At 67.8% G+C, this 16,290-nt stretch carries 17 protein-coding genes and 1 pseudogene; 10 read left to right on the forward strand and 8 right to left on the reverse strand.

Features of this window, described 5'->3' with window-relative positions; translation table 11 throughout:
• Nucleotides 1–4: 4 nt before the first annotated feature.
• Nucleotides 5–493: a hypothetical protein gene (locus DD559_RS01855; RefSeq protein ID WP_240610079.1), complete on the forward strand. Its 489-nt coding sequence runs from the start codon at nt 5–7 to the stop codon at nt 491–493.
• On the opposite strand, the gene DD559_RS01860 is transcribed toward DD559_RS01855, so the two are convergent.
• On the reverse strand, nt 481–1,596 hold the full coding sequence (locus DD559_RS01860) for an alkene reductase (RefSeq protein WP_116467689.1): 1,116 nt from the start codon (nt 1,594–1,596) through the stop codon (nt 481–483). The two genes, DD559_RS01855 and DD559_RS01860, sit on opposite strands and share 13 nt — an antisense overlap.
• A 55-nt stretch (nt 1,597–1,651) precedes the next feature.
• Here DD559_RS01860 and DD559_RS01865 point away from each other — a divergent pair, with 55 nt between their 5' ends.
• The 6 genes from DD559_RS01865 to nhaA all read left to right on the forward strand — a co-directional run bounded on the left by DD559_RS01865 (nt 1,652) and on the right by nhaA (nt 8,539).
• Nucleotides 1,652–2,557: a DMT family transporter gene (locus tag DD559_RS01865; protein ID WP_116467690.1), complete on the forward strand. Its 906-nt coding sequence runs from the start codon at nt 1,652–1,654 to the stop codon at nt 2,555–2,557.
• 39 nt (nt 2,558–2,596) lie between these two features.
• Nucleotides 2,597–3,253 carry a COQ9 family protein gene (locus tag DD559_RS01870; protein ID WP_116467691.1) on the forward strand — a complete coding sequence of 219 codons (657 nt, stop codon included), beginning with the start codon at nt 2,597–2,599 and terminating at the stop codon, nt 3,251–3,253.
• A gap of 76 nt (nt 3,254–3,329) precedes the next feature.
• Nucleotides 3,330–3,608, forward strand: a complete 279-nt coding sequence (locus DD559_RS01875; RefSeq protein WP_165830950.1) for a FeoA family protein — start codon at nt 3,330–3,332, stop codon at nt 3,606–3,608.
• Nucleotides 3,605–5,461, forward strand: a complete 1,857-nt coding sequence (feoB, locus tag DD559_RS01880; RefSeq protein ID WP_116467692.1) for a ferrous iron transporter B — start codon at nt 3,605–3,607, stop codon at nt 5,459–5,461. The genes DD559_RS01875 and feoB overlap by 4 nt, the downstream gene beginning before the upstream one ends.
• A gap of 179 nt (nt 5,462–5,640) precedes the next feature.
• Nucleotides 5,641–7,236 (forward strand): lysine--tRNA ligase, encoded by a 1,596-nt coding sequence (locus DD559_RS01885; RefSeq protein WP_116467693.1) that lies wholly within the window; start codon nt 5,641–5,643, stop codon nt 7,234–7,236.
• A 37-nt stretch (nt 7,237–7,273) separates the two neighbouring features.
• Nucleotides 7,274–8,539, forward strand: a complete 1,266-nt coding sequence (nhaA, locus tag DD559_RS01890; protein ID WP_206364420.1) for a Na+/H+ antiporter NhaA — start codon at nt 7,274–7,276, stop codon at nt 8,537–8,539.
• Here the strand turns inward: nhaA and DD559_RS01895 are convergent.
• A complete protein-coding gene (locus DD559_RS01895) occupies nt 8,440–9,558 on the reverse strand; it encodes an MFS transporter (RefSeq protein ID WP_116467694.1) in 1,119 nt (372 codons plus the stop codon). The two genes, nhaA and DD559_RS01895, sit on opposite strands and share 100 nt — an antisense overlap.
• 141 nt (nt 9,559–9,699) lie before the next feature.
• On the reverse strand, nt 9,700–10,743 hold the full coding sequence (locus tag DD559_RS01900; RefSeq protein WP_116467695.1) for an AI-2E family transporter: 1,044 nt from the start codon (nt 10,741–10,743) through the stop codon (nt 9,700–9,702).
• Between the two features lie 139 nt (nt 10,744–10,882).
• Between DD559_RS01900 and DD559_RS01905 the strand changes: the two genes are divergently transcribed.
• From DD559_RS01905 to DD559_RS01915, 3 genes are all read left to right on the forward strand, one after another.
• Nucleotides 10,883–11,458, forward strand: coding sequence for a sigma-70 family RNA polymerase sigma factor (locus DD559_RS01905; RefSeq protein WP_116467696.1), 576 nt, complete (start codon nt 10,883–10,885; stop codon nt 11,456–11,458).
• Nucleotides 11,451–12,149 carry an anti-sigma factor gene (locus DD559_RS01910; protein WP_116467697.1) on the forward strand — a complete coding sequence of 233 codons (699 nt, stop codon included), beginning with the start codon at nt 11,451–11,453 and terminating at the stop codon, nt 12,147–12,149. Before DD559_RS01905 ends, DD559_RS01910 begins: the two co-directional genes overlap by 8 nt.
• Before the next feature lie 94 nt (nt 12,150–12,243).
• Nucleotides 12,244–12,810, forward strand: coding sequence for a fasciclin domain-containing protein (locus tag DD559_RS01915; RefSeq protein WP_116467698.1), 567 nt, complete (start codon nt 12,244–12,246; stop codon nt 12,808–12,810).
• Nucleotides 12,811–12,892: 82 nt separating this feature from the next.
• On the opposite strand, the gene DD559_RS01920 is transcribed toward DD559_RS01915, so the two are convergent.
• The 5 genes and pseudogenes from DD559_RS01920 to sucC form a co-directional block, all read right to left on the reverse strand.
• On the reverse strand, nt 12,893–13,555 hold the full coding sequence (locus tag DD559_RS01920) for a phytanoyl-CoA dioxygenase family protein (RefSeq protein WP_116467699.1): 663 nt from the start codon (nt 13,553–13,555) through the stop codon (nt 12,893–12,895).
• A gap of 5 nt (nt 13,556–13,560) precedes the next feature.
• Nucleotides 13,561–14,490 (reverse strand): electron transfer flavoprotein subunit alpha/FixB family protein, encoded by a 930-nt coding sequence (locus tag DD559_RS01925; RefSeq protein WP_116467700.1) that lies wholly within the window; start codon nt 14,488–14,490, stop codon nt 13,561–13,563.
• A complete protein-coding gene (locus DD559_RS01930) occupies nt 14,490–15,239 on the reverse strand; it encodes an electron transfer flavoprotein subunit beta/FixA family protein (protein ID WP_116467701.1) in 750 nt (249 codons plus the stop codon). Before DD559_RS01930 ends, DD559_RS01925 begins: the two co-directional genes overlap by 1 nt.
• Nucleotides 15,240–15,300: 61 nt before the next feature.
• Nucleotides 15,301–15,774, reverse strand: coding sequence for a GFA family protein (locus DD559_RS01935; protein WP_116467702.1), 474 nt, complete (start codon nt 15,772–15,774; stop codon nt 15,301–15,303).
• Nucleotides 15,771–16,290 (reverse strand): annotated as a pseudogene (sucC, locus tag DD559_RS20030) (succinate--CoA ligase subunit beta); the annotation flags it as partial. The pseudogene sucC and the gene DD559_RS01935, both read right to left, overlap by 4 nt.

The raw sequence follows: 16,290 nt of genomic DNA on the forward strand, positions 1-16,290 counted from the left end.
CGCCATGGACATGCCCCCCTCTCGCTATCGCGTCGAAGAGCGGGGGCGGCGGCTGGTCGTGATCGATCGCGCCAGCGGGCGCGAAGTGTCTCCCCACAAATCTCTCCTTCCGCTCGCGGGAGGGGTCGACAGTCCGAAGCGGCAGAGACCGGGAGCAGCCGCTCCCCCGTCCCCTCCGCCAAGCGGAAGGGAGGCGCAGGGCTGGAAGTTCGGATTTCAACAGCGGAAGGCGACGCCCGAAAGCTTCGTCACCCGCAGCTGGTTCGACGCCAAGGCGCCGCGCACGATCAAGCTCAACTACACCGCCCATTCGCGACTGGCGGCGCTGCGTTTCGGCGGCGCCATCGTGATCGCGCTCCTCGTCGTCGGCTTCATCCTGTTCTGGCCGTGGTTTCCTTTCACGCTCGCCGTGGTGGCGGCCCCGCAAAGGTCGCGCGCGCTCCTTCGCGAGGCCAGCACCCGCTGGATCGACGGCTTCGATCAGGCGGGCTGAAGCGCGGCCTCATCGGCGGTCGGATAGTCGGTATAGCCCTCTGCCCCGCCGACATAGAACAGTTCCTCGCGTTGCGGATTGAGCGGCAGTCGGTCGCGGAGGCGACGCGGCAGGTCCGGATTGGCCAGGAAGGTGCGGCCGAACGCAATCGCATCCGCCTCGCCCGCATCAAGCGCCGCCTGGGCACTCTCGGCATCATAGTCCGAGTTCAGTGCCAGCACCCCGCGATAGACCTTGCGCATCACCGGATGGATCGGCGGCTGGTCCGGCTCGCCCCGGCTGCCGCCCGGACGTGGCTCGCGCATTTCGAGGAAGGCGACGCCGATCTCGTCCAGCGCGGCGGCGGCGGCCTCGAACAGCGGCGCCGGGTTGCTGTCGTTGACGCCCTGCACCTCACCGTTTGGCGACAGGCGCACGCCGGTGCGGTCCGCACCGATCGTGTCGACCACGCGCTGGCTGACCTCCCGCAACAGGCGGATGCGGTTCTCGATCGAGCCGCCATATTCGTCCTCGCGGAAGTTCGCATTGTCACGCAGGAACTGGTCGATCAGATAGCCATTGGCGGCGTGAATCTGCACCCCGTCGAACCCGGCGCGGATCGCGTTCTGGGCGGCGCGTTCATAGTCGGCGAGGATGCCGGGAATCTCGTCGGTGCGCAGCGGGCGCGCCTGGGTGTAGGGGCGCTTGATCTCGCCCGAATCCTCGGCCGGATAGGTGCGCACCTCGCCGGGTGCGGTCGTGGCGGAGGAAGAAACCGGCGGTTCGCCGCCGAGGAAATCCGAATGGACCAGCCGGCCCATATGCCAGAGCTGCGAGACGATTCGGCCGCCCGCTTCGTGCACCGCCGCGGTGATCGGCTTCCACGCCTCGACCTGCTCCTCACTCCAGATGCCTGGGGCATAGGCCCAGCCCAGCCCCTGCTGGCTGATGCCGGTCGCTTCGGTGATGATCAGCCCGGCGCTGGCGCGCTGGCGGTAATAGTCGGCCATGATCGGCGTCGGCACATGGCCGCGGGTGGAGCGCCCGCGGGTGAGCGGCGACATCCACACGCGATTGGCGGCGTGGATCGCGCCAAGCTGGATCGGATCGAACAGGCTGGGCATTGAAATTCCCTCATGCTGCTTGTGACTTCGGGCAGATAGGGCGCTACAGGGCGCCATGCATCGCAACGCACCGACAACAAAAACTTCCCCGGCGCGAAGCCATGTTGCGACCGCGCTTGTCGCCGCGCTGATCGCGAACGCCGCGCTCGCCACCGGCCCCTTGTTCGTGCGGATGGCAGATGTGGGGCCGGTATCGGCGGCGTTCTGGCGGCTGATCATCGCCACGCCGATCCTGTTCGCGGCCGCTACCGCGATGGGGGAGAAGCCGATCGCCGCCGGGCGCGGGCGCTGGTGGATCCTCGCCATCGCCGGCGTGGTGTTCGCGCTGGACCTCGCCAGCTGGCATGTCGGCATCGTCCGCACCACGCTGGCCAACTCCACCCTGTTCGGCAATTCCGCGTCGCTGATCTTCCCGATCTACGGCTTCGTCGTCGCCCGCGCCTGGCCGAGCAAGACGCAGGGCGCGGCGCTGCTGCTGGCGGGAATCGGTGGCGCATTGCTGCTCGGCCGTTCGGCCGAGCTGTCGTCGCAGCATCTCGCGGGCGACCTGTTCTGCCTGCTCGCGGGCGTATTCTATGCGGTATATTTCGCCCTGATGGCGCGCGTGCGGGCGACGATCGCGCCGGTGCCGGCGCTGGCGCTGTCCTCGCTCGCCACCATCCCGCCGCTGCTGGTGATCGCGCTGGCGATGGGCGAGCAGATCGTGCCGCACCTCTGGTGGCCGCTGCTCGCGCTCGCCATCGTCAGCCAGCTGATCGGGCAGGGCTGCATGATCTATGCGCTCGGCCACCTTTCGCCGCTGGTGATCGGCATCGCGCTGCTGGTGCAGCCGGCGGTGGGCGCGGCGCTGGGCTGGGTGATCTTCGACGAGAAGCTGGCGGCGGCCGACCTGTTCGGCGCCGCACTGGTCGCGGCGGCGCTGGTGCTGGTGCGGCAGGGCGCGGTACGGCCCAAGGGGTAGGCGGTTGCCGGGGCGCGGCTTCGCGCCTAGATCAGGCCCATGGATCTCGCCGACGCCACCCTCGACGAACTGCGCGCGGCGCTTGCGCCGGCGCTTGCCGCCAACGCCGCCTTCGATGGCTGGAACGCGCGCGCGCTCGATGCCACCGCCGACGGCATGGGTGTCGACCGCGACGTGGCGCGGCTCGCCTTTTCGGACGGCCCGCTGGCGATGATCGACGCCTGGTTCGCGCATATCGATCGCGCGATGCTCGACGCGCTTTCGCCCGAGACGCTGGCGGGCATGAAGATCCGCGCGCGAATCACTGCGCTGGTCGAGGCGCGGCTGGCGCTGCTCGCGCCCTATCGCGATGCGCTGCGCCGGGCGCTGGCGATCCTCGCCATGCCGCAGAACCTGGCCAAGGCGAGCAAGCTCGGCTGGCGGGCGGCGGATGCGATGTGGCGCGCCGCCGGCGATACCGCCACCGACTATAATCACTATACCAAGCGGATGACCCTCGGCAGCATCTATGCGGCGACCATCGCGGTGTTCGTGCAGGACGATAGCGAGGAATGGGCGGACACCCGCGCCTTTCTGGGCCGTCGCATCGACGGCATCATGCGTTTCGAAAAGGCCAAGGCCGGGTTCGTGAATCGCACCAGCAACCGCCCGAGCCTCTCCCGCTTCATCGGCCGACTGCGCTACCCGGCGATCTGAAACGCGCGCCATAGAGCATGTCGGCCGTTGCACAGGCACTAGCCATGGGACCGCGTAATTGATAATCGCTCGCAGCATGGACGTTCCCGCTGCGATTTCCGTGCCCATTCACCTCGCGCAACTGCGCCCCCATGCCATCGGCACGGTCGCCAAGGTCGAGTGGGATCGCCTGGCCGAACCGGAAGCGCGCCGACTGCGCGAGCTGGGCCTGGATGAAGGCGTGGAGGTGGAACTGCTGCGCCGCTCCGGCCTGTTCGGGGGGCCGCTCGCCTGCCGCATCGGCCGCATGACCGTGGCGCTGCGCCGACATGTCGCCGCCACGATCCACGTCGCGCTGCCGGCGGAAGCCGCATGAACGCAACCCCGCTGGTCGCGCTGGTCGGCAATCCGAATGCCGGCAAGAGCGCTTTGTTCAATGCGCTGACGGGCGCGCGCCAGAAGGTGGGCAATTATCCTGGCGTGACGGTGGAGCGCCATTCCGGCCGCATGGCGCTGCCCGATGGCCGGCCGATCGAACTGATCGACCTGCCCGGCGCCTACAGCCTCGATCCCGCCAGTCCCGACGAGCAGGTGACGCGCGATGTGCTGCTCGGCCGCCAGCAGGGCGAGCGGCTGCCCGATGCGATCCTGACCGTGGTCGACGCTTCCAATCTCGACAACCATCTCCGCTTCACGTTGCAGCTGATCGCGCTGGGCCTGCCGATCGTGGTGGCGCTCAACATGGTCGACCTGGCCGAACGCGACGGCCTGAAGCTCGACCCGGAAGCGCTGGAGCGCGAGCTGGGCGTGCCGGTGGTCGCCACCGTCGCCGTGCGCCGCCGCGGGCTCGATGCGCTGAAGGCGCGCATGGCCGAGATGGTGAAGGGCGTAGCGAAGATCCGCCCTTCGGCGGGCGTGCAACACGATATCGTCCTGCTCCAGCGCCGCGCCCGGCAGATCGCCACCGCCGTAACCCTGTCCGAAACCGCCGCCCGACGCTGGACGCACCGGCTCGATGCGCTGTTCCTGCATCCGGTGGCCGGGCCGTTGATCCTGCTGGCCACCATGTTTCTGATGTTCCAAGCGGTTTTCGCCTGGTCGGAGGTGCCGAAGGGGCTGATCGAGGACGGCATGGCCTGGCTCGGCAGCGAGATCGGCGCCGCGCTGCCCGATGGGGTGCTCCGATCGCTGATCATCGATGGCGTGATCGCCGGTGTCGGCGCCGTGGTGGTGTTCCTGCCGCAGATCCTAATCCTGTTCGTGTTCATCCTGGTGCTGGAAGCGACCGGATACATGGTCCGCGCCGCCTTCCTGATGGACCGGGTGATGGCGAGCGTGGGGCTTTCGGGTCGCGCTTTCATCCCGCTGCTTTCCAGCTTCGCCTGCGCGGTGCCGGGGATCATGGCGACGCGCACCATCGCCGACGAGAAGGATCGCCTTACGACGATCCTGATCGCGCCGCTGATGACCTGTTCGGCGCGATTGCCCGTCTATACCATCATCATCGGCGCGCTGATCCCCGATCGGGCACTGCTGCCCGGCATCGGGTTGCAGGGGCTGGTGCTGTTCGCGCTCTATGTCCTCGGCGTCGTCGGAGCGTTCTGCGCGGCGCTGGTGCTGCGGCGGACCGTGACCAGGGGCGCGACCTCCGGCTTCATGATGGAGATGCCCAAATATCAGTGGCCGCGGCTGCGCGACGTGTTGCTGGGCCTATGGCAGCGCGCGCTGATCTTCCTCAAGCGTGCCGGCACGATCATCCTCTACACCACCGTGATCCTGTGGGCGCTGCTGAGCTTCCCCAAGCCGCCCGAAGGCAGCGGCATCTCGAAGGTCGATTATTCGATCGCCGGGCGAATCGGCAACGGCCTCCAGACGATCGTGGCGCCGATCGGCTTCAACCGCGACATGGCGCTGGCGCTGATCCCGGCGATGGCCGCCCGCGAAGTCGCGGTCGCGGCGATCGGCACCGTCTATGCGATCGACAATGCCGATGACGACAAGGGCAAGGCGTCGATCACGCAGCAGCTTCAGGCGCATTGGAGCCTGCCGAGCGCGCTCGCCTTCCTGATGTGGTTCGTGTTCGCGCCGCAATGCATCTCGACCATCGCGGTCACCCGGCGCGAGACCAATGGCTGGAAATGGCCGGCCTTCATGATCGGCTATCTGTTCGCGCTCGCCTATGTCGCGGCGGGGATCACCTATTGGAGCGCGGTGGGCCTGGGCCTCTGACCGGGATCCTCCCCCGCCAGGGGGAGGTGGGCTGCGCAGCGGCTCGGAGGGGGAGGACGCACGACGGTCCGCGTGTCGCTTACCGCCCCCTCCGTCGCGCGTCGCGCGCCACCTCCCCCTGGCGGGGGAGGACCGTAGGAATTGCATCCCGGCTGCGAAAACGGCAGAGGCAGGGGACTATGAGCAACGTCACCCCCGAACTCCGCGCCGCTGCGCTCGTCTCCAAGGCCTGGCCCTATGAAGAGGCGCGCAAGCTGCTCAAACGCTATCCGCAGATCGCATCGGGTGGCGCGCCGGAGAAAGGCCATGTGCTGTTCGAGACCGGCTATGGTCCCTCGGGGCTCCCGCATATCGGCACGTTCAACGAAGTGCTGCGCACCACCATGGTCCGCCGCGCCTTCGAGAGCCTGTGCGACGTCCCCACCCGCCTGATCGCGTTCAGCGACGACATGGACGGGCTGCGCAAGGTGCCGGACAATGTGCCGAACCAAGACATGCTGCGCGACCATCTCGGCAAGCCGCTGACCCAGGTGCCCGATCCGTTCGGGAAGTACGAAAGCTTCGCGCACCACAACAATGCGCGGCTGCGCGAATTCCTCGACCAGTTCGGCTTCGACTATGAGTTCGCCTCCTCGACCGACTATTATACCGGCGGCCGCTTCGACGCGGCGCTGAAGCAGGTGTTGCGCCAGTATCAGGGCATCATGGACGTGATGCTGCCGACGCTCCGCGCCGAGCGCCAGGCGACCTATTCGCCGGTACTGCCGATCAGCCCGAAGTCGGGCATCGTGCTGCAGGTGCCGGTCGAGGTGGTCGACGCCGAAGCGGGTCTGATCGCCTTCGAGGACGAGGGCGAGCGGATCGTGCAGAGCGTGCTCGGCGGCAAGGCCAAGCTCCAGTGGAAGGTCGACTGGGCGATGCGCTGGGTCGCGCTCGACGTCGATTACGAGATGGCGGGCAAGGACCTGATCGACTCGGTCACCCAGTCGGGCAAGATCGCCCGCGTGCTCGGCGGCCGCCCGCCCGAAGGCTTCAACTACGAGATGTTCCTCGACGAGAAGGGCGAGAAGATCTCCAAGTCCAAGGGCAACGGCCTCAGCCTCGAGCAGTGGCTGACTTATGGCCCCGAAGAGAGCATCGCCTTCTACGCCTATCGCGAGCCGAAAAAGGCCAAGCAGCTGCACCTGGGCGTGATCCCGCGCGCGATCGACGAATATTGGCAGTTCCGCGGCAACTATGCCGGGCAGCCGATCGAGCAGAAGCTCGGCAACCCGGTCCATCACATCCACAATGGCGAGCCGCCGGCGGAGACGCTGCCGGTCACCTTCGGGCTGCTGCTCAACCTGGTCGGCGTGATGGGCGAAGCGAGCAAGGAGCAGGTCTGGGGCTATCTGACGAATTATGTCCCGGACGCGAACCCGGAAACCTATCCGGCGCTCGACCGTCTGATCGGCTATGCACTTGCCTATGCCCGCGATTTCGTTGCCCCGACGCTCCAGAAGCGGGCGCCGGTGGGTGTGGAAATCGAGGCCTTGCTGCGGCTCGACGCCGAGCTTGCCGCACTGCCGGCCGATGCCACCGCCGAGGCGATCCAGGACCAAGTGTACGAGATCGGCAAGACCGGCGGCTTCGAGAATCTCCGCGACTGGTTCAAGGCGCTGTACGAGACGCTGCTCGGCTCCGAGCAGGGACCCCGCATGGGCAGCTTCATCGCGCTCTACGGCATCGCGAACAGCCGCAAGCTGATCGCGGAGGCGCTGGCACGGGCGACCTGACGCCTCGGGCGTCGGGGAGAGGAACAAGGGGAACGACATGACCGCGGCTATCCGCAAACGGCCGGCATCGGCACTCCGCGCGTTCCTGCAGAGCGAGGCGGCCGGGGGCATCGTGCTGATTGCCGCAGCGGCGCTGGCGATGCTGGTGGCCAATCTGCCGGGGACGTCGGCGGAATATTTCCACTTGCTGCACCTGGAAACAGGGCCGGTCATCAGCCCGATCTACGGCCCGATGACGGTGCATCTGTGGATCAACGATGCGCTGATGGCAGTGTTCTTCCTGATGGTGGGGCTGGAGATCAAGCGCGAGTTCGTCGACGGACGGCTGGCCAGCTGGCAGCACCGGCGCCTGCCGGTCGTCGCGGCGGCGGCCGGCATGGTGGTGCCGGCGGTCATCTATCTGGCAGTCACCAGCGGCGTGCCCGGCCTCACCAACGGCTGGGCGATTCCCGCCGCGACCGATATCGCCTTTGCGATCGGCGTGCTGGCGATCCTCGGCAAGCGTGCGCCAGCCTCCCTCAAGCTGTTCCTGACCACGGTGGCCATCGTCGACGATATGGGCGCCGTGGCAGTGATCGCGGTCGCCTATACCGACAGCATCAACTCGCTGGCGCTGGGGCTGGCCGCGCTGGTGCTGGCGGTGATGTATGTGCTCAACCGCAGCGGCGTGCACCGGTTGTGGATCTATCTGCTGCTGGCCGTGCTGCTATGGTATTTCGTGTTCCTGTCGGGCGTACATGCGACCGTTGCCGGCGTGCTCGCCGCGATGATGGTGCCGATCCGCAAGACGCCGGGCGCGCCGGACGCGCACGATTCGCCGCTGCACCGCCTGGAACATGCGCTGCACCCGATATCCGCCTTTTTCATCGTGCCGGTATTCGGCTTCGCCAACGCCGGCGTGTCGTTGGCGGGGATGCGCTGGAGCATCCTTCTGGAGCCGCTGCCGCTGGCGATCGCGCTGGGCCTGTTCTTCGGCAAGCAGATCGGCATTTTCGGCAGCATCTGGATCGCCGACAGGAGCGGCTTCGCCTGCCGCCCAGCCCATGCGAACTGGACTCAGATCTACGGCGCGTCGCTGCTCGCCGGCATCGGCTTCACGATGAGCCTGTTCATCGGCGGCCTTGCCTTCCCCGGCAACGAACTGTTGGTCGACGAAGTGAAGCTCGGCGTGCTGCTCGGCTCGATCCTGTCGGCGCTGGTGGGTTACGCGGTCCTGCGGTCCGCCAGCACCGCCACGCCCAAAATCGCCAGCCCGCCCAGCGCCAGCAACGCGCCGACCCAGCCGGTCGACGTCCAGCCGTAACCGGCCGCGATCGCAAGGCCGCCCAGCCAGGGGCCGAGCGCATTGGCGGTGTTGAACGCGCTATGGTTGAGCGCGGCGGCCAGCGCCTGCGCCTCACCCGCCACGTCCATCAGCCGCGTCTGCAGCACCGGCCCCAGCGCGCCGGCGAAACCGATCGCGAACACGTCGATCGAAATCCATACCAGCGAATGCGCCGCCAGCGGATAGAGTGACAGCGCGACGGCACTGGCGATCAACAGCGCCGCGCCGGTCGGCATCAGCGCGCGATCGGCGAAGCGCGGCACCACGATGTTGCCGCCGATCATCCCCAGCCCGAAGATCGCCAGCACCAGCGGCACGCCCCAGGCCGGGGTGCCGGTGACGTGCATCAGCGTCGAGGCGACATAGGTGTAGACGCAGAACAGCCCGCCAAAGCCGATCGCGCTGACGCCGAGGGTGAGCCAGACCTGCCCGTTCGCCAGCGCGCTGAGCTCGCGCAAGGGGCTCGCCCCCTGCTCCGGCCGGTCCTTGGGCGCGAGCCAGACGACCAGCACCACCGTCAACAGCGCCAGCGCCGCGACCACCGCGAAGCCCCAGCGCCAGCCCACCGCCTGGCCCAGCCAATTGGCCGCCGGCACCCCGAGTACGGTCGAGACGGCGAGGCCGAGCATCACCCGCCCCACCGCCTGCGAACGCTGGTCATAGGGCACCAGCGCCGCCGCCACGAGCGCGGCGATGCCGAAATAGGCGCCGTGGGGCAGGCCGCTGAGGAAGCGGAACAACAGCATCCAGTGATAGGTCGGTGCCAGCGCGCTCAACGCGTTGAACAGCGCGAAGCTCGCCATCAGGGCGATCAGCAGCGTCCGCCGCGACCATTTCGCGGCCGCCACCGCCAGCAACGGCGCCCCCACGACGACGCCCAGCGCATAGGCGCTGATGACATGGCCGGCAGTCGGCTCGTCGATGCCCAGGCCTTTGGAGAAATAGGGCACCAGGCTCATCGTCGCGAATTCGGTAGTCCCGATCGCGAAGCCGCCCATGGCGAGCGCGAAATGAACCAGCCCGGGCGAGCGGGCGGCGGAGCGGGGAAGGGGGGCGTGCACGCGGCGCAAATGGGTTTGCTGCAGTGCAGCGTCAACGACGCTTCGCTGCAACCGCGGATGCGCGGCCTGCAAGCGCGGTCAGGTGGCGGCGGGCTCCGGCGGCTCCGGCCGGTCGAGCAGGCGCGTGAACACCGCCTGCGCCAGCGCCGCGACCAGCGGGCCGACGAGCAATCCTTCAAAGCCGAACGCCTCCACCCCGCCCAGCGTCGACAGCAGCACGATGAAATCGGGCATCTTGGTTTCGGAGCCGATCAGGATCGGCCGCAGGACGTTATCGACCATGCCGATCACGAACAGTCCAGCCAGGATCAGGATGACGGCCTGTATCGGCTGGCCGACGGCAAACAGATAAAGCGCGACCGGCACCCACACCAGCCCGGTCCCGACCGCAGGCAGCAGCGCCGCCACCGCCATCACCAATCCCAGCAACAGCCAGCTTTCGATGCCCAGCAGCGCCAACACCACCGCGCCCACCGCGCCCTGGGCAAGCGCCACGAGGATGCCGCCTTTGACGGTGGCGCGGACCATCATGACGAAGGTGGCGACGATCACCGCCTGATAGCCTGCATCGATCGGCGCGAGGACCGCAAAGCGCCGCACGAGCTTCTCCCCGTCGCGCAGGAAGAAGAAGCTGAGATACAGGATCACGATCAGCGACAGGAGGAGGTTCAGCACCCCGCCGCCAAACGCCAGCGCCTGGTTGGCGAAGGTGGGAATCCCCCGGCCCAGGCCGGCAACCACCCGCGCCTGAATCGCCTCGAAATCCCCCAGGCCGGCACGGGCGAGCAGCGCGCGGATGCTATCCGGCAGGTGGAGCACGGCGTTTTCCAGCGCGGACGCGGGATTGAAACGGCCGGATGCCAGGCCCTGATAGAGCCCGCCGAGCTGATCGACCGCAACCGCCACCAACAGCGTCACCGGCAGCAGCAGCGTGACCGACATCGCCGCCAGCGCCACCAGCGCGGCACGGTTTTCCTGCCCCGGGCCACGCGCGAGATACCAGCGCTTCACGGGAAGAAACAGGATCGTCCCGACGATGCTCCACAGAATCTCATCGAGAAAAGGAAGGAAGACGCGGAAGCACAGCAGGGCCAGGATCACCGCCACCACGGGCAGCGCCATCGATCGAACCCAGTTTGTAGGCACCCCTTGCTCCTGCGATCCCTTCGTCCACCACCGACCTAGCCAGTTCGCCCGCGCTTCGTCCAGCCATGCCGGCAACCGCTTGCCCCGCCGCGATTAGTCGTTACACCTGCCGCTCGTGGCTTCCTCCACTCCTTCTGCCGGCGATGGCGCACGCTTGCGGCTGGCCCGAGCCCTGGCCGATGTCGCGCAAGGCGACCGTGCGGCGCTCAAAACCGTCTATGATCTGACAGCGGCGAAGCTGATGGGCGTCTGCCTGCGTATCTGCCAGGACCGCGAGGCGGCGGAGGATGTGATGCAGGACGTGTTTCTGAAGGTCTGGGACCGGGCAGGGCGCTTCGATCCCACGCGGGCAAGCCCGATCACCTGGCTTTGCGTGATCGCCCGCAACAGCGCGATCGATTGGCGCCGCACGCGCGGACCGGGCGAGTCGGCACCGTTCGAGGCCGCGCTGGAGGTGCCCGATGGTGGCACTTCCGCCGATGCGCTGATCGAGGCGGCGGAAACGCGTGCCCGGATTTTCGCGTGCATCGAGGCCCTTGACGAAAAGCAGCAAGGCGCAATCCGTGCCGCATTCTTCAATGGCCGCTCCTATCCGGAACTGGCGCAGGCGGCGGCAGTGCCGTTGGGCACGATGAAAAGCTGGATCCGGCGGGGGCTGTTGCAGCTCCGGGGATGCCTGGGCGATGGCTGATCCCTTGCTGCCCGACGATGCGGAATCCGTGCTGGCGGCCGAACTCGCGCTCGGGCTGCTGGAAGGCGAGGAGCTGGCCGCCGCCCGCCGCCGCCAGTTGGCCGATCCGGCCTTCGCCGCCGCCGTGGAGCGGTGGGCGCTCGATTTCGCATCGCTAGCCCAGGATGTACCCGAGGCCGCGATCGACCCGTCGCTGTGGGATCGCATCGCCGGGCGACTGCCCGCCGCCGATAGCCGGAACCTGGTGCTTGCGCTGCGGCGCTGGCGCGCGCTGGCGGTTGCCGCGAGCGCCGCTGCGGCGGCCCTGCTTGTGATCCTGCTGCTGCGGCCGATTCCGGCACCCGTCGTGCTGCCGCCCGAACCAGCCGTGGTGGCCCAGATCACGGGCACCGAGGGCGCGGTGTTCGCCGCGCGCTACGACGCCGCCCAAGGGATGCTGCACGTCCGCACCGAGGCGATGCCCGCCACGCGGCTCGCGCCCGAACTATGGGTGATTCCGGCGGGCGGCAAGCCGGTATCGCTGGGGCTGGTGGCGAACCGGGGCGGCCGCGACGTCGCCGTGGCGCCTGGGCATCGCGCGCTGCTCACCGAAGGGGCAACGCTGGCGATCACGATGGAAGAGCCTGCAAACGCCCCCCATGCGGGCCCCAGCGGCCCGCCAGTGGCGGCAGGAAAAATCACGATTCTGTAGAATTCCCGCAAATGGGCTGCATCCGGGGCGCCGATCGCCCCGTAGCTTCCACGCACCTCGGAAACAGGGGTGTGTAGCAAGAGGAAGCTAGAAGATGACGCGCAAGTCCAGTCTCGCCTCGCTCACCGGTATTCTCGGTGCCGCCCTGCTCGCCACGGGCGCCGTTGCCGCCGTGCAGAAAAATCCGATGGTCGGCGGTGCCGCGATGTACCCGACCAAGAACATCGTCGAAAACGCGGTGAACTCGAAGGATCACACGACGCTGGTCGCGGCCGTAAAGGCAGCCGGGCTGGTGGAAACGCTGTCGGGGCCCGGCCCCTTTACCGTCTTCGCACCGACGAATGCCGCCTTCGCCAAGCTGCCCGCCGGCACCGTCGACACGCTGGTGAAGCCGGAGAACAAGGCGACGCTCACCAAGATCCTCACCTATCATGTCGTCGCCGGCAAGTTGAACGCGGCGCAGATCGCCGCCAACGCCAAGGCGCATGGCGGCAAGGCGACTCTGACCACCGTGCAGGGTGAGCCGATCACGATCATGAAGGGCCCCAAGGGCGGCTGGTGGATCCAGGACGCCAAGGGCGGCAAGGCAAAGATCACCATCGCCGACGTCAACCAGTCCAACGGCGTGATCCACGTGATCGACAGCGTCCTCATGCCCTGACGCTGCCGAAAGGCCTCGCGCTATCCCCCTTTTGGGCGAGGCCTGGCCCGCCGGCGACCTCCTCGCCGGCGGGCTTTCTCGTTCAGACGCCCAGCCAGTCGAGCCCGCCTGGTAGCGCACCGGCGGCATAATCCACCTGCAGCACCCGGCGATGCGCGTTGGCGGTGCTCGCCGCCGAGGCGTGGAGGATGGAGGTGCGGTAGATCCAGATGTCGCCAGCCTCGGCAAGGCAGGGTGCCGTGCCGCAGCGTGCGACCGCGCCGGCAATCGCCGCTTCGGGCACGCGGCCCAGCCGGTGCGAACCCGGCGCGATCAGCAGCGGGGCATTGTCCGCGGGCACGGCATCGAGGTGGATGCGCAGCGTCACCATGGACTCGAACAGCGGGAAGGGCGGCTCGACATGCAGCAGGCCCTGCTTGGTCGACCAGGGGCCATAGCCGGGCACGTCCACCCGCGCCCGCACGGCGATCGTACGGTCCTGGTGCCAGCCGAGCGCCCAATTGGTCGCGGCGCTCTTGTCGAACAGAATGGCGCGGACGGGGCGGGCGGCGGGGCCCAGCCGCTCGGCGGGGGCGGCCCCAAGCGCGTCGGGCGCCAGCAGCGCGGGCAACCCCTCCACCCCGTGCAGCCGCAGCCCGGCCTTGTCCGCCGGCAGCGATGCCGCCAGCGTCTGCAGGCGGGCAAGAAAAGGGGCGGCCGCACCGGCAAGGTGCGCCGCCCCATCGCGTTCGAAATCGAGCGCCACGTCGCTCAGAGCTTGCTCGTCAGCTCCGGGACGATCGTGAACAGGTCGCCGACCAGGCCGATATCCGCCACCTGGAAGATGGGGGCGTCCTCGTCCTTGTTGATCGCGACGATCGTCTTCGAATCCTTCATGCCGGCGAGGTGCTGGATGGCGCCCGAGATGCCGACCGCGACATAGACCATCGGCGCCACGATCTTGCCGGTCTGGCCGACCTGATAGTCGTTGGGCGCGTAGCCTGCGTCGACTGCCGCGCGGCTGGCGCCGACCGCGGCACCCAGCTTGTCGGCCAGCGGATCGATCAGCGCGTGGAACTGCTCCGACGAGCCCAGCGCGCGGCCGCCCGAGACGATGATCTTGGCGCTGGTCAGCTCCGGACGCTCCGAGGCGGCGATCTCGGCGCCGACGAAGGTGGAGAGGCCCTTGTCGCCCGCCGCCGCCACGGCTTCCACCGTGCCGCTGCCGCCGGTCGTCGCCGCCTTGTCGAAGGCGGTACCGCGCACGGTGATCACCAGCTTCTTGTCGCTGGTCTGCACGGTGGCGATCGCGTTGCCGGCATAGATCGGCCGGGTGAAGGTATCCGCACCCTCGACCGAAAGGATGTCCGAGATCTGCATCACGTCGAGCGCGGCGGCGACGCGCGGCGCCACGTTCTTGCCCGTGGTCGTCGCCGGGAACAGCACCGCGTCATGATCGCCCATCAGCTGGGCGATCAGCGGCGCGACGTTCTCGGCGAGGAAATGCTCGTACGCCGCATCGTCGGCGACATGGACCTTGCCCACGCCGGCGATCTGCGCCGCAGCTTCCGCTACGCCCGAAACGCCCTTGCCGGCGACGAGCAGGTGCACTTCACCCAGCTTCGCCGCCGCGGTGACGGTGGAGAGCGTCGCGTCCTTGACGCTCTGATTGTCGTGTTCGACCCAAACCAGCGTCTTCATCACGCGACTCCCATGCCCTTGAGCTTCTCGACCAGTTCGTCGACCGAGCCCACCTTGATGCCGGCCTGGCGCTTGGCCGGCTCGACGACCTTCAGCGTCTTGAGGCGCGGGGTGACGTCGACGCCGTAGTCCGCGACGGTCTTCTTCGCGACCGGCTTGGTCTTCGCCTTCATGATATTCGGCAGCGTCGCATAGCGCGGCTCGTTGAGGCGCAGGTCCGTGGTGACGATCGCCGGGAGCTTGAGGTCCACGGTCTCGAGACCGCCGTCGATCTCGCGCGTCACATGCACGCGGTCCCCGGCGATCTCGACCTTCGAGGCGAAGGTGCCCTGCGCCCAGCCGAGCAGCGCGGCGAGCATCTGGCCGGTCTGGTTCGAATCGTCGTCGATCGCCTGCTTGCCGAGGATGATCAGCCCGGGCTGTTCCTCTTGCGCCACCTTGGCGAGCAGCTTGGCGACGGCCAGCGGCTCGATCTCGTCATCGGTCTGGATCAGGATGCCGCGATCGGCACCCATGGCGCGCGCGGTGAGCAGCACATCGGTTTCCGCCTTGGCGACGCCGATGGTGACGACGACGATCTCGGTCGCCGCGCCCTTCTCCTTCAGCCGTACCGCTTCCTCGATCGCGATCTCGTCGAAGGGGTTCATGCTCATCTTGACGTTCGCCAGATCGACGCCCGTCCCGTCCGCTTTCACACGGGGCTTCACATTGTAATCAAGCACGCGCTTGACCGGTACCAAGACCTTCATTCGCATCCTTCCTGTCTGCCAGGGCTATCCCCTGAACAAGTGGGTTACGTTTACGCGAACGTCAACCGCTCGCAAGCGATTCGGCGTACGCCTGCATCAGCGTGCCGAAGGATTCCGGGGGTGGAAATTTTGGATAGCTGACCGAAGCGCCAGTCGCGGCCCAGGGCAGCGCCTCCTCGGTAAAGGTCTCGAAGAGGGGCGGGGCGGACATCGGGGCGTCGAGCATCGTGCTGCGGATATTCACGAAGGCGTCCAGGCCCTCGGGTCGGGTGAACAGCCAGCTCTTGCAATGGTCGCAGTGGAAATGCCGGGTGGGGCCATGCAGGCCACCGATCACCGGCGTGCCCTCGATCACCGCGAACGCTTCCGCCGGGTAAAGCCCGCTCAGCGAATAGGCGCTGGCGGTCATGCGCTGGCAGCCGGTGCAGTGGCAGGCCATGGTGACGAGCGCATCGCCCGTCACCCGGAACCGCACGCGGCCGCAGCGGCAGCCGCCTTCGACCGTCTTCACAGCCGAGGCGGCCGCGTCGCTCACGCCGCGTTCTTGACCTCCGCCACGATCTTCTGGGCGGCGTCGCCCAGGTCGTTGGCGGCGACGATCGGCAGGCCGGAATTGGCCAGGATGTCCTTGCCCTGCTGGACGTTGGTGCCCTCGAGTCGGACGACCAGCGGCACTGCGAGGTTCACTTCCTTGGCGGCCGCGACGATGCCCTCGGCGATGATGTCGCAGCGCATGATGCCGCCGAAGATGTTGACCAGGATGCCCTTCACCGCCGGATCGCTCAGGATGATCTTGAACGCCGCGGTGACCTTCTCCTTGTTCGCGCCGCCGCCGACGTCGAGGAAGTTGGCCGGGAACATGCCGTTCAGCTTGATGATGTCCATCGTCGCCATCGCCAGGCCGGCGCCGTTGACCATGCAGCCGATGTCGCCGTCGAGCTTGATATAGGCGAGGTCGTACTTCGACGCCTCGAGCTCCATCGGATCCTCTTCGGTCTCGTCGCGCAGCTCCAGCAGGTCCTTGTGGCGGAACAGCGAGTTCGAGTCGAAG

The sequence above is a fragment of the Sphingomonas pokkalii genome, assembly GCF_003096275.1.
Taxonomy (GTDB): domain Bacteria; phylum Pseudomonadota; class Alphaproteobacteria; order Sphingomonadales; family Sphingomonadaceae; genus Sphingomonas; species Sphingomonas pokkalii.